At 60.8% G+C, this 16,059-nt stretch carries 13 protein-coding genes; 11 read left to right on the top strand and 2 right to left on the bottom strand.

What is annotated here, in order from left to right; translation table 11 throughout:
* The first annotated feature begins 55 nt into the window (after window positions 1–55).
* The 6 genes from ACR0K9_RS01750 (at window position 56) to mdoH (ending at window position 9,010) form a co-directional block, all read left to right on the top strand.
* Window positions 56–1,675 carry a thiamine pyrophosphate-binding protein gene (locus tag ACR0K9_RS01750; protein ID WP_480820264.1) on the top strand — a complete coding sequence of 540 codons (1,620 nt, stop codon included), beginning with the start codon at window positions 56–58 and terminating at the stop codon, window positions 1,673–1,675.
* On the top strand, window positions 1,662–2,846 hold the full coding sequence (locus tag ACR0K9_RS01745) for a CaiB/BaiF CoA transferase family protein (RefSeq protein ID WP_480820262.1): 1,185 nt from the start codon (window positions 1,662–1,664) through the stop codon (window positions 2,844–2,846). The genes ACR0K9_RS01750 and ACR0K9_RS01745 overlap by 14 nt, the downstream gene beginning before the upstream one ends.
* Window positions 2,847–3,025: 179 nt before the next feature.
* Window positions 3,026–4,396, top strand: coding sequence for a tetratricopeptide repeat protein (locus ACR0K9_RS01740; RefSeq protein WP_480820260.1), 1,371 nt, complete (start codon window positions 3,026–3,028; stop codon window positions 4,394–4,396).
* 32 nt (window positions 4,397–4,428) lie between these two features.
* Window positions 4,429–5,646, top strand: coding sequence for an OpgC family protein (locus ACR0K9_RS01735; RefSeq protein WP_480820258.1), 1,218 nt, complete (start codon window positions 4,429–4,431; stop codon window positions 5,644–5,646).
* Window positions 5,643–7,142, top strand: a complete 1,500-nt coding sequence (locus ACR0K9_RS01730; protein WP_480820256.1) for an OpgD/OpgG family glucan biosynthesis protein — start codon at window positions 5,643–5,645, stop codon at window positions 7,140–7,142. Before ACR0K9_RS01735 ends, ACR0K9_RS01730 begins: the two co-directional genes overlap by 4 nt.
* Window positions 7,139–9,010 carry a glucans biosynthesis glucosyltransferase MdoH gene (gene mdoH, locus ACR0K9_RS01725; protein WP_480820254.1) on the top strand — a complete coding sequence of 624 codons (1,872 nt, stop codon included), beginning with the start codon at window positions 7,139–7,141 and terminating at the stop codon, window positions 9,008–9,010. Before ACR0K9_RS01730 ends, mdoH begins: the two co-directional genes overlap by 4 nt.
* Here the strand turns inward: mdoH and ACR0K9_RS01720 are convergent, their stop codons facing one another.
* Complete coding sequence (locus tag ACR0K9_RS01720; protein WP_480820252.1) at window positions 9,011–9,835, bottom strand: CE1 family esterase; 825 nt, start codon at window positions 9,833–9,835, stop codon at window positions 9,011–9,013. It lies immediately after the preceding gene.
* Window positions 9,832–10,305, bottom strand: a complete 474-nt coding sequence (locus ACR0K9_RS01715) for a rhodanese-like domain-containing protein (protein WP_480820250.1) — start codon at window positions 10,303–10,305, stop codon at window positions 9,832–9,834. The genes ACR0K9_RS01720 and ACR0K9_RS01715 overlap by 4 nt, the downstream gene beginning before the upstream one ends.
* Window positions 10,306–10,526: 221 nt before the next feature.
* On the opposite strand from ACR0K9_RS01715, the gene ACR0K9_RS01710 reads away from it, so the two are divergent.
* Genes ACR0K9_RS01710 through ACR0K9_RS01690 form a run of 5 tightly spaced genes read left to right on the top strand, consistent with a single transcriptional unit; the run spans window position 10,527 to window position 16,057 of the window.
* Window positions 10,527–13,397: a monovalent cation/H+ antiporter subunit A gene (locus ACR0K9_RS01710; protein ID WP_480820248.1), complete on the top strand. Its 2,871-nt coding sequence runs from the start codon at window positions 10,527–10,529 to the stop codon at window positions 13,395–13,397.
* Window positions 13,397–13,756: a Na+/H+ antiporter subunit C gene (locus tag ACR0K9_RS01705; protein WP_480531486.1), complete on the top strand. Its 360-nt coding sequence runs from the start codon at window positions 13,397–13,399 to the stop codon at window positions 13,754–13,756. Before ACR0K9_RS01710 ends, ACR0K9_RS01705 begins: the two co-directional genes overlap by 1 nt.
* Window positions 13,753–15,294, top strand: a complete 1,542-nt coding sequence (locus tag ACR0K9_RS01700) for a monovalent cation/H+ antiporter subunit D (protein WP_480531484.1) — start codon at window positions 13,753–13,755, stop codon at window positions 15,292–15,294. The genes ACR0K9_RS01705 and ACR0K9_RS01700 overlap by 4 nt, the downstream gene beginning before the upstream one ends.
* On the top strand, window positions 15,294–15,791 hold the full coding sequence (locus ACR0K9_RS01695; protein WP_480820621.1) for a Na+/H+ antiporter subunit E: 498 nt from the start codon (window positions 15,294–15,296) through the stop codon (window positions 15,789–15,791). Before ACR0K9_RS01700 ends, ACR0K9_RS01695 begins: the two co-directional genes overlap by 1 nt.
* Window positions 15,788–16,057 (top strand): K+/H+ antiporter subunit F, encoded by a 270-nt coding sequence (locus tag ACR0K9_RS01690; RefSeq protein WP_480531482.1) that lies wholly within the window; start codon window positions 15,788–15,790, stop codon window positions 16,055–16,057. Before ACR0K9_RS01695 ends, ACR0K9_RS01690 begins: the two co-directional genes overlap by 4 nt.
* The last annotated feature ends 2 nt before the right edge of the window (window positions 16,058–16,059 follow it).

The following is a 16,059-nucleotide window of genomic DNA, read 5'->3' as shown; positions in this document are numbered from 1 at the left end:
GTCTGGGTCTGTCCTCCGCAATCTGCTGCATGACACGATGATCGGAGCTTGATTGATGCAGGACCTGTCCCTCCGCGCTGCGGACCTTCTGGCACAACGCCTCTATGAGGCCGGATGCCGTCACGCCTTTGGTATGCCGGGCGGCGAGGTGCTGACGCTGGTCGATGCGCTGGAACGCGCGGGCATCGCGTTTCATCTGACCAAGCACGAAAACGCGGCCGGGTTCATGGCCGAGGCTGTGCATCACCGTGACGGTGCGCCTGCAATTCTGGTGGCCACGCTGGGCCCCGGCGCGATGAACGGGATCAATGTTGTCGCGAACGCCCTGCAGGACCGGGTGCCGATGATCGTGCTGACCGGTTGTGTCGACGCAGATGAGGCGCTGACTTATACCCATCAGGTTATGGATCATGCGCAGGTCTATCGCTCGATCACCAAGGGCACGTTCATGCTGACCGCAGAAGGGGCCGACATCATCGCCGACAAAGCCGTATCGCTGGCCAACCAGCCGCGCCCCGGTCCGGTGCATATCGACGTGCCGATCTCGGTGGCCGATACCCGCGTGGCGAACGTGAAACGCCGCCGTCTCGCCAAAATCGCCCCCGTTGCGCCCGAAGGGGAATGTCTGGAAAAAGCCCGCCGCTGGGTGGCCGAGGCCGAACGTCCCATCGCAATCATTGGTCTGGATGTCCTTTATGACGACTCGCGCTGCGTGGTGCGGGCGTTTCTGGAACATTTCAGCATTCCCTTTGTCACCACCTACAAGGCCAAAGGTGTGGTGCCCGAAGATCACCCTCTGTGTCTGGGCGGGGCAGGCCTGTCTCCGCTGGCCGACAAACATCTGGTTCCGCTGGTCGAGAAGGCGGATCTGGTGTTGTGTCTGGGCTATGATCCCATCGAGATGCGCCCGGGATGGCGCGAGATCTGGGATCCCGAAACCACACGTGTCATCGACATCTCGGCTGTGGTGAACGATCACTACATGCATCAGGCCGGGCTCAATCTGGTCGCCGATACCGGTGCCACGCTTGAAGCCATCGCCAAGGGCAACACCGCCCGCAAGACCTGGCCCGATGAAGAACCTGCGCAGGTCAAGACGGCGTTGGCCGAGGCGTTTCCAACGAACGAAGGCTGGGGACCTGCGGCGATCATCGCCGAAACCCGCGCCGTGTTACCGCCCGAGACTCTGGCGACCGCCGACAGTGGTGCGCATCGTATTTTGCTCAGCCAGATGTGGGCGTGTTCCGAGGAACGCGGCCTGATCCAGTCCTCGGCGCTTTGCACCATGGGGTGCGCCGTTCCGATGGCAATCGGTCTGAAACTGGCCGAACCTGATCGCCCCGTAATCAGCTTTTCTGGCGATGCCGGGTTCCTGATGGTTTCCGGAGAGCTGTCGACCGCCGCCGAAATGGGCGGCAACCCGATCTTTCTGGTTTTTGTCGACGCCAGCCTTGCCCTGATCGAATTGAAGCAACGCCAGCGCCAGATGGGCAATCGCGGCGTCGATTTCGACCGCCACGACTTTGCCGCCATGGGCCGCGCCTTTGGCGGATATGGCCACACCGTGCGCAATCGTTCCGAGTTGCGCTCTGCGCTTGAAGATGCTGTAAAAGCGGACAAATTCACCGTGATAGCCGCTGAGATCGAGCGTGGAGGATACGATGGCCGCATCTGAGGGACCGCTGAAGGGCGTCAAGGTTCTGGACCTGTCGCGCATTCTGGCCGGTCCGACCTGCACGCAGCTGCTGGGTGATCTGGGCGCCACTGTCATCAAGATCGAAAACCCCGCTACCGGAGGTGATGATACGCGGCAATGGGGACCGCCCTATGTGGCAGATACCGAGGGCAACCGATCCGATCTGAGCGCCTATTTCATGTCGTCGAACCGCAACAAGAAATCGGTGGCGCTCGATATCGCCACGCCCGAAGGTCAGGCCGAAATCCGGCGGCTGGCGTCGCATGCGGATATTCTGATCGAGAATTTCAAACCCGGCGGGCTGGCGAAGTACGGTCTGGATTACGCGACACTTTCCGAAGAGTTCCCCAGCCTCGTCTATTGCTCGATCTCGGGCTATGGGCAAACGGGTCCGAATGCCAGCAAACCCGGTTATGACCTGATGGCGCAGGGGTATGGCGGGATCATGTCGCTGACCGGCGATCCTGAAGGCGCGCCGATGAAGGTGGGCGTGGGCATCGCCGATGTCATGTGCGGCATGTATGCCTGTGTCGGTATCCTCGCCGCGCTGCGCCATCGCGACCTGACCGGTGAAGGCCAGCAGATTGATCTGGCGCTGGTGGATGCGCAGATCGCGTGGCTGATCAATGAGGGTGTGAACTATCTGACCTCGGGCGAGGTGCCCCAACGGCGCGGCAATGGTCACCCCAATATCGTGCCTTACGAGGTCTATCAGACCGCCGATGGCCATGTGATTCTGGCGGTCGGAAATGACAGTCAGTTCAGAAGATTTTGCAGTTTCATCGGAAAACCCGACCTTGCCGACGATCCCCGCTTTGCCACCAACCCCGCACGGTTGGAACATCGCGACGCCCTGAATGCCGTGCTGCGCACTGCCCTTCGGATGTTGGACACCAAAGCCGTGATCGCCGGGCTGGAAGCGCAGAAGGTTCCGGTCGGACCCGTGCAAACGCTGGATCAGGTCTTTGCCACCGATCAGGTCGCTGCGCGGGGAATGCAGATCGCGATGCAGGCAGAACCGGGAGACGTGAAACTGATCGGGAATCCCCTCAACCTGTCGCGCACGCCCGTAACATATCGCAGCGCACCACCGGTCTGCGGAGCGGATACGGATGCGGTTCTGAGCGCCGAAAACCCGTTTGAAGATTGAAACACTGTGCCTGGTTCGGCGGCATGTTGCTGAAACATGCCGTTGAATCGGCGGTTTTTTTCGCGTTTTACACACACGGGCTTTCACCAATTCGAGAGCAGGGCCGATACTGTTACGACGCGCCCGCACACTCTGCTAAGTCGTAGAGTGTAATAATTGCAACCAGATTGGATCCGAGCATGAAACAAGACGTTTTTGGACAGATGAACACCCTGAGCCAGCCCGGCAGTGTCGAGGCGTGGAATGGTGTTCTGCTCGGGTTCATGGCGCATGCGGCGGTTACGCCTCAGCATCTGGGAAAGGTGCTGGAGCTTGAGCCGCATTTTGCATTGGGTCATGCGGTCAAGGGTCTGTTCATGGTTCTGCTGGGCCGGCGTGAAATGCTGCCCGTCGCGGTCGAAGCGCTGGCCGCTGCCAATGCGGCAATGGAGCAGCAGCCGGTCACCGCACGCGAACGCCTCTATGTCGATGCGCTGGGGATCTGGCTGGCGGGGCATCCCTCGCAATCGGTACAGAAGTTTGAAGAAATCCTGCGCGCCCATCCGCAGGATTCGCTGGCGATGAAACTCAGCCACGCGACGCGCTTCGTTCTGGGCGATGCGGAAGGCATGCGCCGCTCGATCGAACGGGTGATGCCTGCGTATGAGCCAGACCATCCGGGCCGCGGCTATCTGCTGGGCTGTCATTCTTTCGCGCTTGAGGAAACCGGCGCCTATGAAAAGGCCGAGATTGCAGGCCGTCAGGCGCTGTGGATGGTATCAGACGACGCCTGGGGCCTGCACGCGGTGGCGCATGTGCATGAAATGACCGGCAACGCGCAGCTGGGTCTGGACTGGCTGGCCGGGCGCGAGAACGCCTGGGCGCATTGTAACAACTTCCGCTATCATGTCTGGTGGCACAAGGCGCTGATGCATCTGGATCTGGGTCAGGTCGATCAGGTGATGGAGCTTTATGATCATCACATCCGCAAGGACAAGACCGACGATTACCGCGACATTTCGAACGGCACATCGCTGCTGATGCGGTTGGAGCTTGAGGGCGTGAATGTCGGCAACCGCTGGGAGGAGCTGGCAGATCTCAGCGCCGCCCGGACCGAGGATGGCTGTCTGATCTTTGCCGATCTGCACTATCTGCTGGCCCTGACCGGCGACAATCGTACCGACGCAACCACCAAGATGCTGGGCCGCATTCATAAGGATGCGGCACAGGCCAAGGACGACACCACGCGCCGAATGGCTGATCCGGGTGTCGCTGCCGCGCTGGGGCTTGAGGCCTTCGGCGACGGACAATATGGCACCGCCTTCGATCATCTGGCCGCCGCGCGCGGTTCGATGCAGCTGGCGGGTGGCAGCCATGCGCAACGTGATGTATTCGAGCGCATCACAATCGATTCCGGCCTGCGCGCCGGCCGTCTGGATGAGGTCGAGCACATCCTGGACGATCGCCGCGCCAAGCGTGCTGGCGGAGAGGACAACTATGCCCTCGCCCGCCGCGCTCTGATCGAGGCCGCACGCGATAGCGGCGACGCACAAAGCGTCCCCGCCGAATAACGACAAAAAAGACCAAGAAGGACAGAAACTGTATGGCGACTGCATCGCCCGCTTCTGATTTTGCTCCGGTTGCGGCTATGGCTGCGGCCCCTGCCCGCACGCGCGATCCGCGGCTGGATTTCTACCGCGGCATCGCGATGTTCATCATCCTGATTGCCCATATTCCGAACGACCCCTGGGCCAAGTGGATTCCCGCGCGGTTCGGGTTTTCGGACGCGACCGAGATTTTCGTCTTCTGTTCGGGCATGGCATCGGCAATCGCCTTTGGCGGAGCGTTCATGCGCAAGGGTTGGTGGATGGGCACCGCGCGCGTGTCCTTCCGGATCTGGCAGGTCTATTGGGCCCATATCGGCCTGTTCTTCTTTGTTGCCATGACCATGGCTGCGCTGGATCAGTCGGGATTGTTCGAGAAAACCTATATCTCGTCGCTGAACCTGCAGCATTTCTTCAACGACCCTGCCCCGCAGATTGTGGGGCTGTTCACACTGACCTATGTGCCCAACTACTTTGACATCCTGCCGATGTATCTGGTGGTTCTGGCGATGATGCCGCTGTTCATGGGGCTGCACCGCATCGGGTTCTGGGCCGTTGCGTTGGCCTCGGTCATGATCTGGCTGGTGGCACAATTCGACTATCTCGATCTTCCGGCCGAACCCTGGTCCGATCGTCAGTGGTTCTTCAACCCGTTCGGCTGGCAATTGCTGTTCTTCACCGGCTTTGCCTTCATGCGTGGCTGGATTCCGGCGCCTCCGGTCTCGAAAACCCTGATCTGGGCGGCGGCGCTGTTCCTGATCTTCTCGATGCCGTTCGGATCCTGGAAAGTGTTCACATGGATCAATGCTGCGGCACCGGATTTGGCGGATGAAATCCGCAAAGTCTGGCCGGTGACGAAGGAATTTCGGGACAAGACCGACTTTGGCCTGTTCCGCTATATGCACTTCCTGTCGCTGGCCTATCTGGGCTGGGTGGTTGCGGGCGAACACGGCCACCGCCTGATCGCAACCGGCCATGGCGCCGCGGCCAGGGTCTGGCAATTCCTGCTGACCGTCATCACCAAGGTCGGCCAACAATCGCTTGCGGTATTCGTGTTTTCCATGGCGGCAGCACGGCTTATCGGCGTCGGACTGGACCTGAGTGGGCGGGATGTCGCCAGTGTCTTTGTCGCTAACATGATTGGCTTTGCCATGATCATCGGCGTGGCCTATCTGGCCGCCTGGTTCAAGTCTCATCCCTGGAAATCGAAGAAATGAATTTTACACGTCGCGCATTTCTCGCCTCTTCAACGGCTTTGGCTTTTGCCCCTGCGGCCTATGCCACGGGTGGAGAGACTCCGTTCAGCCGAAACGACGTCATCGCCATGGCCCGCGATCTGGCCAGCCGTGACTATGCAGAACGTGAGATGGTTCCGCAGGAATGGCAGGACCTGACCTATCAGCAGTACCGCTCGATCCGGTTCCGGCTGGACCGTGCGCTGTGGTACGAAACCGAGACACCCTTCAACGTCGATTTCTTCACCCCGGGCCTGTATTTCCCACGCACCGTGAAGGTTTCGACGGTCGAGGACGGCATGACCAAGCCGGTCGCTTTTGATCTGTCGATGTTCGACAAATCCGAAGATGTGCCGCAATTGCCTATCGACGATACTCTGGGTTTCTCGGGGCTTCGTTTGCGCACCGAGATGCATCGCCCCGGCAAAACTGATGAGTTCTGTGTCTGGCAGGGGGCAAGCTATTTCCGCGCCATTGGTTTGCACGAGGTCTATGGCCTGTCCGCACGCGGTCTAGCGTTGAAAACCGGCGACCCGGATGGCGAGGAGTTCCCCGAGTTCATCCGGTTCTGGCTGGAGCGCCCCAAACCGGGTCAGCGCAACATGGTCGTCCACGCGCTGATGGACAGCCCCAGCGTCACCGGCGCTTACCGTTTCAACGTCACCGCTGGCGCGGATTGCGTGATGGAGGTCGAGGCGACCCTGTTCCCGCGTACCGAACTACCGCATGTCGGAATTGCGCCGGGCACGTCGATGTTCCTGTACGATCAGACCAACCACAGCCGTTTCGACGATTTCCGCCCCGCCGTGCATGACAGCGACGGACTGCTGATCCGCAATGGCGCGGGCGAAGTGATCTGGCGACCGCTGGCAAATCCGACCCGTCTGCAAATCTCGTCCTTTGTCGATATGAACCCGCGCGGCTTTGGCCTGATGCAGCGCAAGCGTGAATTCTCGGACTATGCCGACCTGGAGGCGAACTATCACAAGCGTCCCGGCCTGTGGGTCGAGCCGAATGGCGATTGGGGCAAAGGCACGGTTACGCTGGTGGAAATCCCGGCGGATCAGGAGATTTACGACAATATCGTCGCCTATTGGCGTCCGATGGAGCCCTACGCGGCGGGCAGCCAGATCGACCTGTCCTATCGCCTGATCTGGGGTGAAGAGCCGCAGCGCACGCCGATGCCGCGCGTGATCAACACCGCGATGGGCGACAATACCTTTGGCGAAGGTCGTCTGGCCGTCATCGACTTTGAACCCAGCGAGTTGTTCGACGACCCCGAGGCCATGACCATCTTCGTGAATTCACCCCATGCCGAAACCTCCGAAGGCGTGCTGCAACGCAACCCCGATACGGGCGGTCTGCGGCTGGCGTTCTCGTTCCAGCCGGGTGAACGCAACCACGTCGAATTGCGCGCGCAATTGCTGAAAGACAAACAGCCGGCCTCCGAGGTCTGGCTTTACCGTTGGACCACATGAACCACGACCTTCATATCATGCCGCCCGAGGCGCCTCTGGCGATGCCGGCGCAGAATTTTGCGCAGGGCTTCCGCGATGCACAGGTGCCTGAAGGCGGACGCGGGCCGTCGGCCGGGTTCTGGCGTGCGCTTGCCTTTTCTCCGGCGATGGCGGCCACGCTGGGTTTGCTATGGGTCATGTCCGACTGGTTCAGCGCCGAAGGGATCAATCTGATCGAAGGCATCCTGCTGACGCTGATCTCATTCAACTTCTTCTGGATTTCCTTCACCGTCTGCACCGTGCTGCTGGGCATGGTTTCGCTGTCCCGGCAGGAACAGCCCAAACGCGAGGGCCGCCCGCAACCGCTGCGTGTGGCGCTGTTGACGCCCGTCTATAACGAGGTGCCGTGGAACGTGCTGGGCAACGCCCGCACGATGCTGGAAGACCTGCAGAAACGCGGCGGTCAGCATCACTATGCCATGTTCATCCTGTCCGACACGCGCGACCCCGAGATCGCCGCGCAGGAACAGGCCAGTGTCGAGGCGCTGCGCACCACGCTGGCACCGGGACTTGAGCTGTACTACCGCCGCCGCGAGCAGAACACGGATCGTAAAGTGGGCAACATCGCCGATTGGGTGAGCCGTTGGGGCGCGGATTGGGATGCAATGCTGGTTCTGGATGCCGACAGCCTGATGACCGGCCGCGCAATCACCCGTTTGACGGACGCTCTGGCGCGTGATCCCGGCGCGGGTCTGATCCAAAGCTATCCGCAACTGATCGGCGCGCAATCGGTCTTTGCCCGGATGCAGCAGTTTGCCAATGGCGTCTATGGCATCGCCTTCGCCGAAGGCCTTGCGCGCTGGTGCGGGCAGGAAGGCAACTATTGGGGCCACAACGCCATCATTCGCACCCGCGCCTTCGCTTCAAGCGCGGGCCTGCCCAAGCTGCGCTCGTTCGGCGGGCAGGACAAGCTGATCATGAGCCACGATTTCGTCGAGGCCGGATTGCTGCGCCGCGCCGGATGGGCCGTGCGGTTCCTGCCGCGCATCCGCGGTTCGTATGAAGAGACACCACCCACCCTTATCGACCACGCCATGCGCGACCGCCGCTGGTGTCAGGGCAACCTGCAACACCTGAAACTGCTGGGCTCGACCGGGTTTCGCGCGGTTTCGCGGTTCCATATGTTCCATGGCGCGGTGGGCTATCTGATGTCGCCGCTGTGGTTTGCGCTGCTGGTGATGTGGGCGTTGATCGGTCAGGGCAAAGAAGCCTCGGTCCTGCACTATTTCAGCCCCGACAACCCGCTGTTCCCGCAATGGCCCGAGATGTCCGAGACGCGCCATGTGCTGATCATTCTGGTGATGTATGCGATGCTGCTGGCCCCCAAGGTTCTGGGTGTGGCCGCCCTGCCCCTCAGCGGCGTGCGTTATTCCGATTTCGGGGGGACACGCAAGTTCTTCACCTCGTTCCTGTCCGAAGTCGTCCTGTCGATCCTATATGCTCCGATCCTGATGGTGCAGCAGATGATCGCTGTTTTCCGCACCGCTCTGGGCGTTCAAAAAGGCTGGTCTCCGCAGGCGCGCGATGGCGGTAGCTATGGGCTGCGCACCCTAGTCCTGTGCCACACGCTTGAGACCGTCAGCGGCGTGGCGTTGAGCGTTGGTATTCTCGCCGGTCTGGTCTCGGTCTGGTTGGCACCGATTGCGGTCAGCCTGGCGCTGGCAATACCGCTTTCAGCGCTCAGCGGTGTCTCGGCGGGCACCGCACGCCGGATGGTCGGGATGCGCGAAGATGTCCGCGAGCCCGCCATCACCCGGTCAGCCCGGCGCTATCGTGATGAGCTGAAACGCCTGATCGAAGGCAAGGGCATCGTCACCCCGGCAGAGTGATCAGCTGCCGGGCAACCCCTCGTACCAGTCCACCATCATATCGGCCCAGCCTTTGGGCACGGTATGACCACCCGGAAACAGCGCAAATTCCAACGCGCTGCCTTCGGCGCATCCCATCCAATTCCGGCGCATGAACTGGCCCGTGGTCGAAAACCCGCTGGGCTTGGTGTCGACGCATCCATTGGCAACGCGCCAGATCTCCAGCCCGGTAAAGATATCGCCCTGATGAAATCTGCCACCCCCCAGAAGGCGACCCTCCAGCGGCACCACGTTGTCCGTCCAGCCATGGGTGTGGAACATCCGCACCGGCCCTTCGCAGGCCTCGGGATGCGGTCGCCAAAAGCCACCTGAAACGGGTACATAGGCCGAGAATGTCTCGGGCGCGTCACAGGCGAGATAGTTCACCATGAAAGCACCGGCCGAGAAACCGCCCAGAACCACGCGGTTGCCGTCGATGCCGAACCGCGCAGCCGCATCTCCGACCGCCTCGGTTAGAAACGCGGTTTCGTCGCGCTCCCCGAATCCCGGATAGAAGTTCCAGCTTTTCGTACCGCCCCTGTCGGGACGTTCCAGCCCTTCGGGCGCCATCACGGCATAACCGCGATCAAGCAACGGATCGACCATGCTTCGGTTTTTCATAGTCCCGGCGCCGCTGCCGCCATAGCCGTGCAGGAAAACCACCAATGGCGGGTTTTCGGCGTCGGGAAGTTCGATGTGATAAGCGCCCGACTCCGTTTCGCAGGTGCCCGCATCCGGACCACAGGCGGCAAGGGCCGATTGCCCTGCAAATGCCAGACAGAAAGACATCCAGTATTGCGTTTTCATGACGTCCCCTCTGAGTAAGCCTTTACCGGCAACCCGGCGCGCACCCAGCCTGGCCCTGCGGCAGAGCCGAGCATCCCTTCGGGCACATCGATGACATTGGTAAACCCTGCTTCGGTCAGCCGATTGCTCAGCCGTGCCGACCGGACGCCGCGGGCGCAGATCAACGCGACCGGAGCCGAGGCATCGCCCCCCGTCAGTTGCATCAGCGCCTGCACGAAATCCTCGCGCCGCATATCCAGCGGCTGCGCGCCCTGCCCTATGCCCGTCGCCCGCCATTCGCGCGGGGTGCGGATATCGACCAGAAGCACCTTACCCGAGACAGCTTGTTGATGGGCTTGCGCGACCTCCAGCCTTCCACCCGCATAATCTTGTGGAATCAGAAGGTATTCGCGGATCGCAAAGCCCGAGGCGATGGCGGCGCTGCCACCCAGCAAAACCCACCGTCGGGTCCGGTTTCTCGCGTCCGCCATGCGGTCCCTTTCGCGCAGTATCAGCTTGGTTTTACCATAGGACAAAACGCTATGCTTTCAGGAAATCCGGGCCTCGGATCAAGTTCGCGTCATTGTCCTGCAGCTAAATCTCATCCAATATGCACCTTTTAAAGCCCTTCGGAACCTTGCAATTTCCGAGCAGTCAATAAATTATCCTTGGCAATTCAGTCATATTGACCGCCAAGACCGGAGTATCGCACTTGTCCCTATTCCTCATCGCGGCCCTTCCCTTCCTCGGAGCTGTTTTTCCAGCCCTCCTGATCCGGGCAGGACGAAACGCAGCAGCTTCGGCCGCAGGGTTGACCACTTTCCTCGCCCTTATGGGATTGCTGATCCATATCCCCAGCGTGATGCGCGGAGAGGTGGTGACAGCTCGGTTCGACTGGATACCGGGCCTGGGCCTGAACGCCAACTTCATGCTGGACGGGCTGGGTTTTCTGTTTGCGCTGCTGATTTTGGGTATCGGGCTGCTGATCATTCTCTATGCGCGGTTCTATCTGTCGCGCGAAGACCCGATGGGGCAGTTCTATACCTATCTGCTGTTGTTTCAGGGCGCGATGGTCGGAATTGTTCTGTCGGACAACATCCTTCTTCTGCTTATTTTCTGGGAACTTACATCGCTTAGCTCATTCCTTCTGATCGGCTATTGGAAGCATCTGCCCGCGGGACGGCAAGGTGCGCGCATGGCGCTGGCTGTCACGGGATCGGGTGGCCTGGCGATGATCGCCGGGATGCTGATTCTGGGCAATATCGTGGGGTCCTATGACCTGAGCGTGATTCTTCAGAACAAGGACCTGATCCAAAGCTCGCCTTATTACATGCCTGCGCTGATCCTGATTCTGCTGGGGTGTTTCACCAAGTCGGCGCAGTTCCCGTTCCACTTCTGGTTGCCCCATGCGATGGCCGCGCCGACGCCGGTTTCGGCCTATCTGCACTCGGCCACGATGGTGAAGGCCGGGCTGTTTCTGATGGCGCGGATGTGGCCCGTATTGGCAGGGACCGACGCATGGTTCTATATCGTCGCCACCACCGGCCTGATCACCATGCTGCTGGGTGCTGTGATTGCGCTGTTCAAGGACGACCTCAAGGCGCTGCTGGCGTTTTCCACCGTGTCGCATCTGGGTCTGGTGACCATGCTGCTGGGGTTCGGCACCAAGATCGCCGTGGTCGCCGCCGTCTTTCACATCATCAACCACGCGACCTTCAAAGCAGCTTTGTTCATGACCGCCGGGATTGTCGACCACGAGACCGGAACGCGCGATGTCAAGCGGCTGGGTGGCCTGCGCCACCTGATGCCGATCACCTTTACCATCGGCACCATCGCGGCCTTGTCGATGGCGGGCCTGCCGCCGCTGAACGGGTTCCTGTCAAAAGAGATGATGCTGGAGGAGACGGTACACACCACCTGGCTGAACTCGCACTATCTGGTGCCCGGTCTGGCTCTGCTGGCGGCGCTTTTCTCGGCGGCCTATTCCTTCCGCTTTGTCGGCCATGTTTTTCTGGGCCCCGAACGCGAGGATTATCCGGCGCATCCGCATGACCCGCCCGTCGGTCTTTGGCTGGCCCCGGCATTCCTTGTGGTGCTGGTCGTCCTGATCGGCCTCTATTCCGCGGCCATCGTTGGCCCGCTTGTCGCGGTTGTGTCCAGCGCGGTGATCGGTGGCGAGAAGCTGCCCTATTACTCGCTGAAGCTGTGGCACGGTTTCACGCCCGCGCTTTACATGTCGGCTGTGGCGACGCTGGGCGGCCTGTTCCTGCTGTCGCTGCATAAACGCGGTGACCAGATCTGGAACGCCCTGCCCCGCCCCGAGGCGAAAGTCATTTTCGAGGCGATCATCGACGCGCTGACCCGCCTCAGCCGCTGGATCACGGAGGAGCTGCACAATGGCGTTCTCAGCCGTTATGCGATCATCTTCGTCGCCTTCACCGTTGGGCTTGGCTATTACGCCTATACCACCGGAACCATTGGCGTTGAGACGCGGGTGCCGCTGACGGCGCAGATCATTCCCATCATCGGCTGGGTCTGTCTGGTGGGCGCGACGATTGCGATCATGTGGTTCCACCGCAATCGCCTGCTGTCGCTGGTACTGATCGGCGTTGTCGGCCTGATTGTGTCGATGGCATTCAACTATCTCTCGGCTCCTGATCTGGCGCTAACACAGATTTCGGTCGAGGTGGTGACGATGATCCTGCTTCTGCTGTCGCTGAATTTCCTGCCGACCGAGACACCGTGGGACAGCAGCGCCGCCCGACGCTGGCGTGACGCAGCGATTTCGGTGGTCGCCGGGATTGGCACGGGCGCGTTGATCTATGCGCTGATGATGCGGGATTTCGCGTTTCCGACGATCTCGGATTTCCATCTGGCCAATTCGTACAAGGGCGGCGGCGGCACAAATGTGGTCAACGTGATCCTCGTCGACTTCCGGGGCTTTGATACCTTTGGCGAGATCATCGTGCTGGGTATCGCAGCATTGATCATCTTTGCGCTGACAGAATCCGTTCTGGGCAGCAACGTGCGCGCCTACCTGCTGAACCGCAAACCGCATTGGCCGCAATCGGGGGATTCGCACCCGCTGATGATGGTGGTCGTCACCCGCGTGATGATGCCGATTACCCTGATGGTCGGGGCCTATATCTTCTTCCGTGGCCATAACCAGCCCGGAGGCGGCTTTATCGCGGGCCTCATCGTGGCCATCGCCTATCTGATGCAGTACATGGCCAGCGGCTATACCTGGGCTGTTGAACGTCAGCGGTTCTACTATCACGGCACCATTGGCTGGGGCGTACTGATCGCTGCGGCCACCGGTCTGGGTGCCTGGTTCAACGAGCGTCCGTTCCTGACCAGCGATTTCGGTTATATCCACTGGCCACCGCTGGAAGAGTTCGAGTGGGCCACCGCTATTCTGTTCGACACTGGCGTCTTCCTTGCAGTTCTGGGCGCGGTGATGCTGGCGCTGGAAAGCCTGTCGCGCTTTGCATGGCAACCGGGCATGGCCAAAGAGTTCCCGATGGATATCAACCCGCTGCGGGACGATCCTCCGGAAGAAGACAAAGAGAAGGAGCAGGCCTGATGGAAGCGCTCGTAGCCTCAGCCGTAGGCGTCATGACCGCCGCCGGGATTTTCCTGATCCTGCGCCGCCGGACATTCCCGGTGATCCTGGGCCTGTCCCTGATCACTTACGCGGTGAACGTGTTCCTGTTCGCCACCGGACGGCTGGCGCTGAACGCGCCTGCAGTGCTGAACAAGTACAAGGACGTCCCCTATACCGATCCGCTGCCGCAGGCGCTGGTACTGACGGCCATCGTGATTTCGTTCGGGATGACGGCGGTGATCGTGATGATTGCGCTTTCCGCTTATCTGTCCTCGAAGGATGACCATATCGACATGACCGCGCAGGACAGCGTGGACGCGCCGGGAGAAGACGCATGAATCACTGGATCGTTGCGCCGATCGTCCTGCCCGCGATCCTGGCCCCTTTTATCATCATGGTCCTGCGCTATCACCTGGACCTGCAGCGCATCTTCTCGGTCGCGGGTGTCGTGGGGTTGCTGGGCATCGCCCTGACCATCACCGCTCAGGCCACAAGTGGAGATATCCAGGTCTATGAGCTGGGCAACTGGCCCGCTCCGTTTGGCATCGTCATGGTACTGGACAAACTGTCGGCCATGATGGTGCTGCTGACCGCTTTGCTGGCGCTGCCTATCGTCTTATACGCCATAGGTTCGGGCTGGGACGAGCGCGGCAAACATTTCCACGCCCTGTTCCATTTCCAGCTCATGGGTGTGTGCGGCGCTTTCCTGACCGGCGATGCTTTCAACCTGTTCGTTTTCTTCGAGGTCCTGCTGATCGCCTCCTACGGGCTGATGACCCATGGGGGCGGTGCGGTGCGTCTGAAGGCCGGTGTGCAATATGTCGCCTACAACCTGCTGGGCTCGACCCTGTTTCTGTTTGCGCTGGGCACCATCTATGCGGTGACCGGCACGCTGAATATGGCCGATCTGGCAGTCCGGGTGGCCGAAATCCCGCCCGAGGACACCGCCTTGCTTCGGGTCGGGGCAGTCCTGCTGTTGCTGGTCTTTTGTATCAAGGCGGCCGTGCTGCCGCTGCATTTCTGGCTGCCCGCCAGCTATGCCAATGCGCCGCTGCCTGTGGCGGCGCTGTTCGCGATCATGACCAAGATCGGGGCGTATTCGATCCTGCGGGTCTATACGCTGGTCTTCGGGCCGGATGTTGCCGCAACCGAAGGGCTGGTCGGCGCATGGTTGCAACCGGCGGCGCTGGCCACCCTGGCGGTGGGTGCCATCGGTATTCTGGGTTCACAGCACATCGCGCGCATGGTGGCCTTCTGCGCCATCGCCTCAATGGGGACATTGCTGATCGCAATCTCTTTGTTCAACGAGGCCGCGACGGCTGCAGCGCTTTATTACATCTTCCATTCCACATTGGCGACGGCGCTGCTGTTCCTGGTGGCGGATATGGTGATGCAGCGCCGCGGAGGCGCCATCGCACCCACAGCACCGATGCCGCAAACCGGTCTGATCTCATCCCTGTTCTTCGTCGGGGCGATTGCAATGGCGGGTATGCCGCCGCTGTCGGGTTTCATCGGCAAGCTGCTGGTTCTGGACGCCTCGCGCGGGTCACCGGATGCCAATGCCGTTTGGGCCGTGATCCTGATCGGGTCCTTCGTCACCATCGTGGGTCTCGCGCGCGCCGGTACCATGATCTTCTGGAAATGCTACGATGCGCAGCAAATGGATGCCGTTGAACCTAGTGAGGAAGAGGCCAGCGCCCCGACCGCGCCCGAGCCCTATCCGGGTCTCGCCTTCGCTTCGGTGTTTGGCGCGCTTCTGGGCCTTGTCCTGCTGACGCTGTTTGCGGGGCCGGCGTTGGATTATGCCAGCAACACCGCCGTGCAACTGTATACGCCGGATGACTACATCTCGGCCGTGCTGGGAGGGGAAGAATGATGAAGCTTCTGCGCCGGGTATTTCCGCACCCCCATCTGACCGTCCTGCTGACCTTTGTCTGGGTTCTGCTGGCCAATAACGGGTCGCTGAACTCGGTCGTGTTTGGTCTGTTGCTGGGGATCATCATTCCGTTCATCACCCAACCCTACTGGCCAGATCGACCGAAGCTGCGCAATTGGCCCATGGTGGCGGAATATATGCTGGTGGTCCTGTGGGATATCGTGATGGCCAATATCGCGGTGGCCCGCATCATCCTGTTCAAACGCGACGCGGACCGTCAGCCCGCCTTTGTCAGCGTCCCGCTTGAGCTTCGCACGCCCGAGGCCATAACCGTGCTGGCCGGGACCATCACCATGACCCCCGGAACCGTCAGTTGCGATCTGTCCGCGCAAGGGCATTGTCTGCTGGTCCATTGTCTGGACGCACCGCACCCCGAAGAGGTGCGCGACCAGATCAAGCAACGCTATGAACGCCGCCTGAAGGAGATTTTCGAATGATCACCTATGCGATCTACTTTGCCTTCGCGTGTTTCGGCGCGGCCATCATGCTGTGCCTGTACCGGATCATTTCGGCGGAAGGTGTCGGCACCCGTGTTCTGGCGCTGGATACGATGGTGATCAACACCATCGCCTTGCTGATCCTTTACGGCCTGAGCGTCGAAACCGAGATTTTCTTCGAATCCGCCATGATCATCGCCATGCTGGGCTTTGTCTCAACCGTGGCCTACGCGCGCTTCATGCTGCGCGGCAATATTATCGAGTGAGG

This window comes from Ruegeria sp. L12 (genome assembly GCF_056531745.1).
The sequence above is the reverse complement of the archived record's forward strand: the minus strand, read 5'-3'. Positions and strand labels throughout refer to the sequence as shown.

What these genes read in the sequence shown, in the direction of transcription:
- ACR0K9_RS01750 (WP_480820264.1), top strand. Translation starts at nt 56, where the DNA reads ATGCAGGACCTGTCCCTCCGCGCTGCGGACCTTCTGGCACAACGCCTC.
- ACR0K9_RS01745 (WP_480820262.1), top strand. Translation starts at nt 1,662, where the DNA reads ATGGCCGCATCTGAGGGACCGCTGAAGGGCGTCAAGGTTCTGGACCTG.
- ACR0K9_RS01740 (WP_480820260.1), top strand. Translation starts at nt 3,026, where the DNA reads ATGAAACAAGACGTTTTTGGACAGATGAACACCCTGAGCCAGCCCGGC.
- ACR0K9_RS01735 (WP_480820258.1), top strand. Translation starts at nt 4,429, where the DNA reads ATGGCGACTGCATCGCCCGCTTCTGATTTTGCTCCGGTTGCGGCTATG.
- ACR0K9_RS01730 (WP_480820256.1), top strand. Translation starts at nt 5,643, where the DNA reads ATGAATTTTACACGTCGCGCATTTCTCGCCTCTTCAACGGCTTTGGCT.
- mdoH (WP_480820254.1), top strand. Translation starts at nt 7,139, where the DNA reads ATGAACCACGACCTTCATATCATGCCGCCCGAGGCGCCTCTGGCGATG.
- ACR0K9_RS01720 (WP_480820252.1), bottom strand. Translation starts at nt 9,835, where the DNA reads ATGAAAACGCAATACTGGATGTCTTTCTGTCTGGCATTTGCAGGGCAA.
- ACR0K9_RS01715 (WP_480820250.1), bottom strand. Translation starts at nt 10,305, where the DNA reads ATGGCGGACGCGAGAAACCGGACCCGACGGTGGGTTTTGCTGGGTGGC.
- ACR0K9_RS01705 (WP_480531486.1), top strand. Translation starts at nt 13,397, where the DNA reads ATGGAAGCGCTCGTAGCCTCAGCCGTAGGCGTCATGACCGCCGCCGGG.
- ACR0K9_RS01700 (WP_480531484.1), top strand. Translation starts at nt 13,753, where the DNA reads ATGAATCACTGGATCGTTGCGCCGATCGTCCTGCCCGCGATCCTGGCC.
- ACR0K9_RS01695 (WP_480820621.1), top strand. Translation starts at nt 15,294, where the DNA reads ATGAAGCTTCTGCGCCGGGTATTTCCGCACCCCCATCTGACCGTCCTG.
- ACR0K9_RS01690 (WP_480531482.1), top strand. Translation starts at nt 15,788, where the DNA reads ATGATCACCTATGCGATCTACTTTGCCTTCGCGTGTTTCGGCGCGGCC.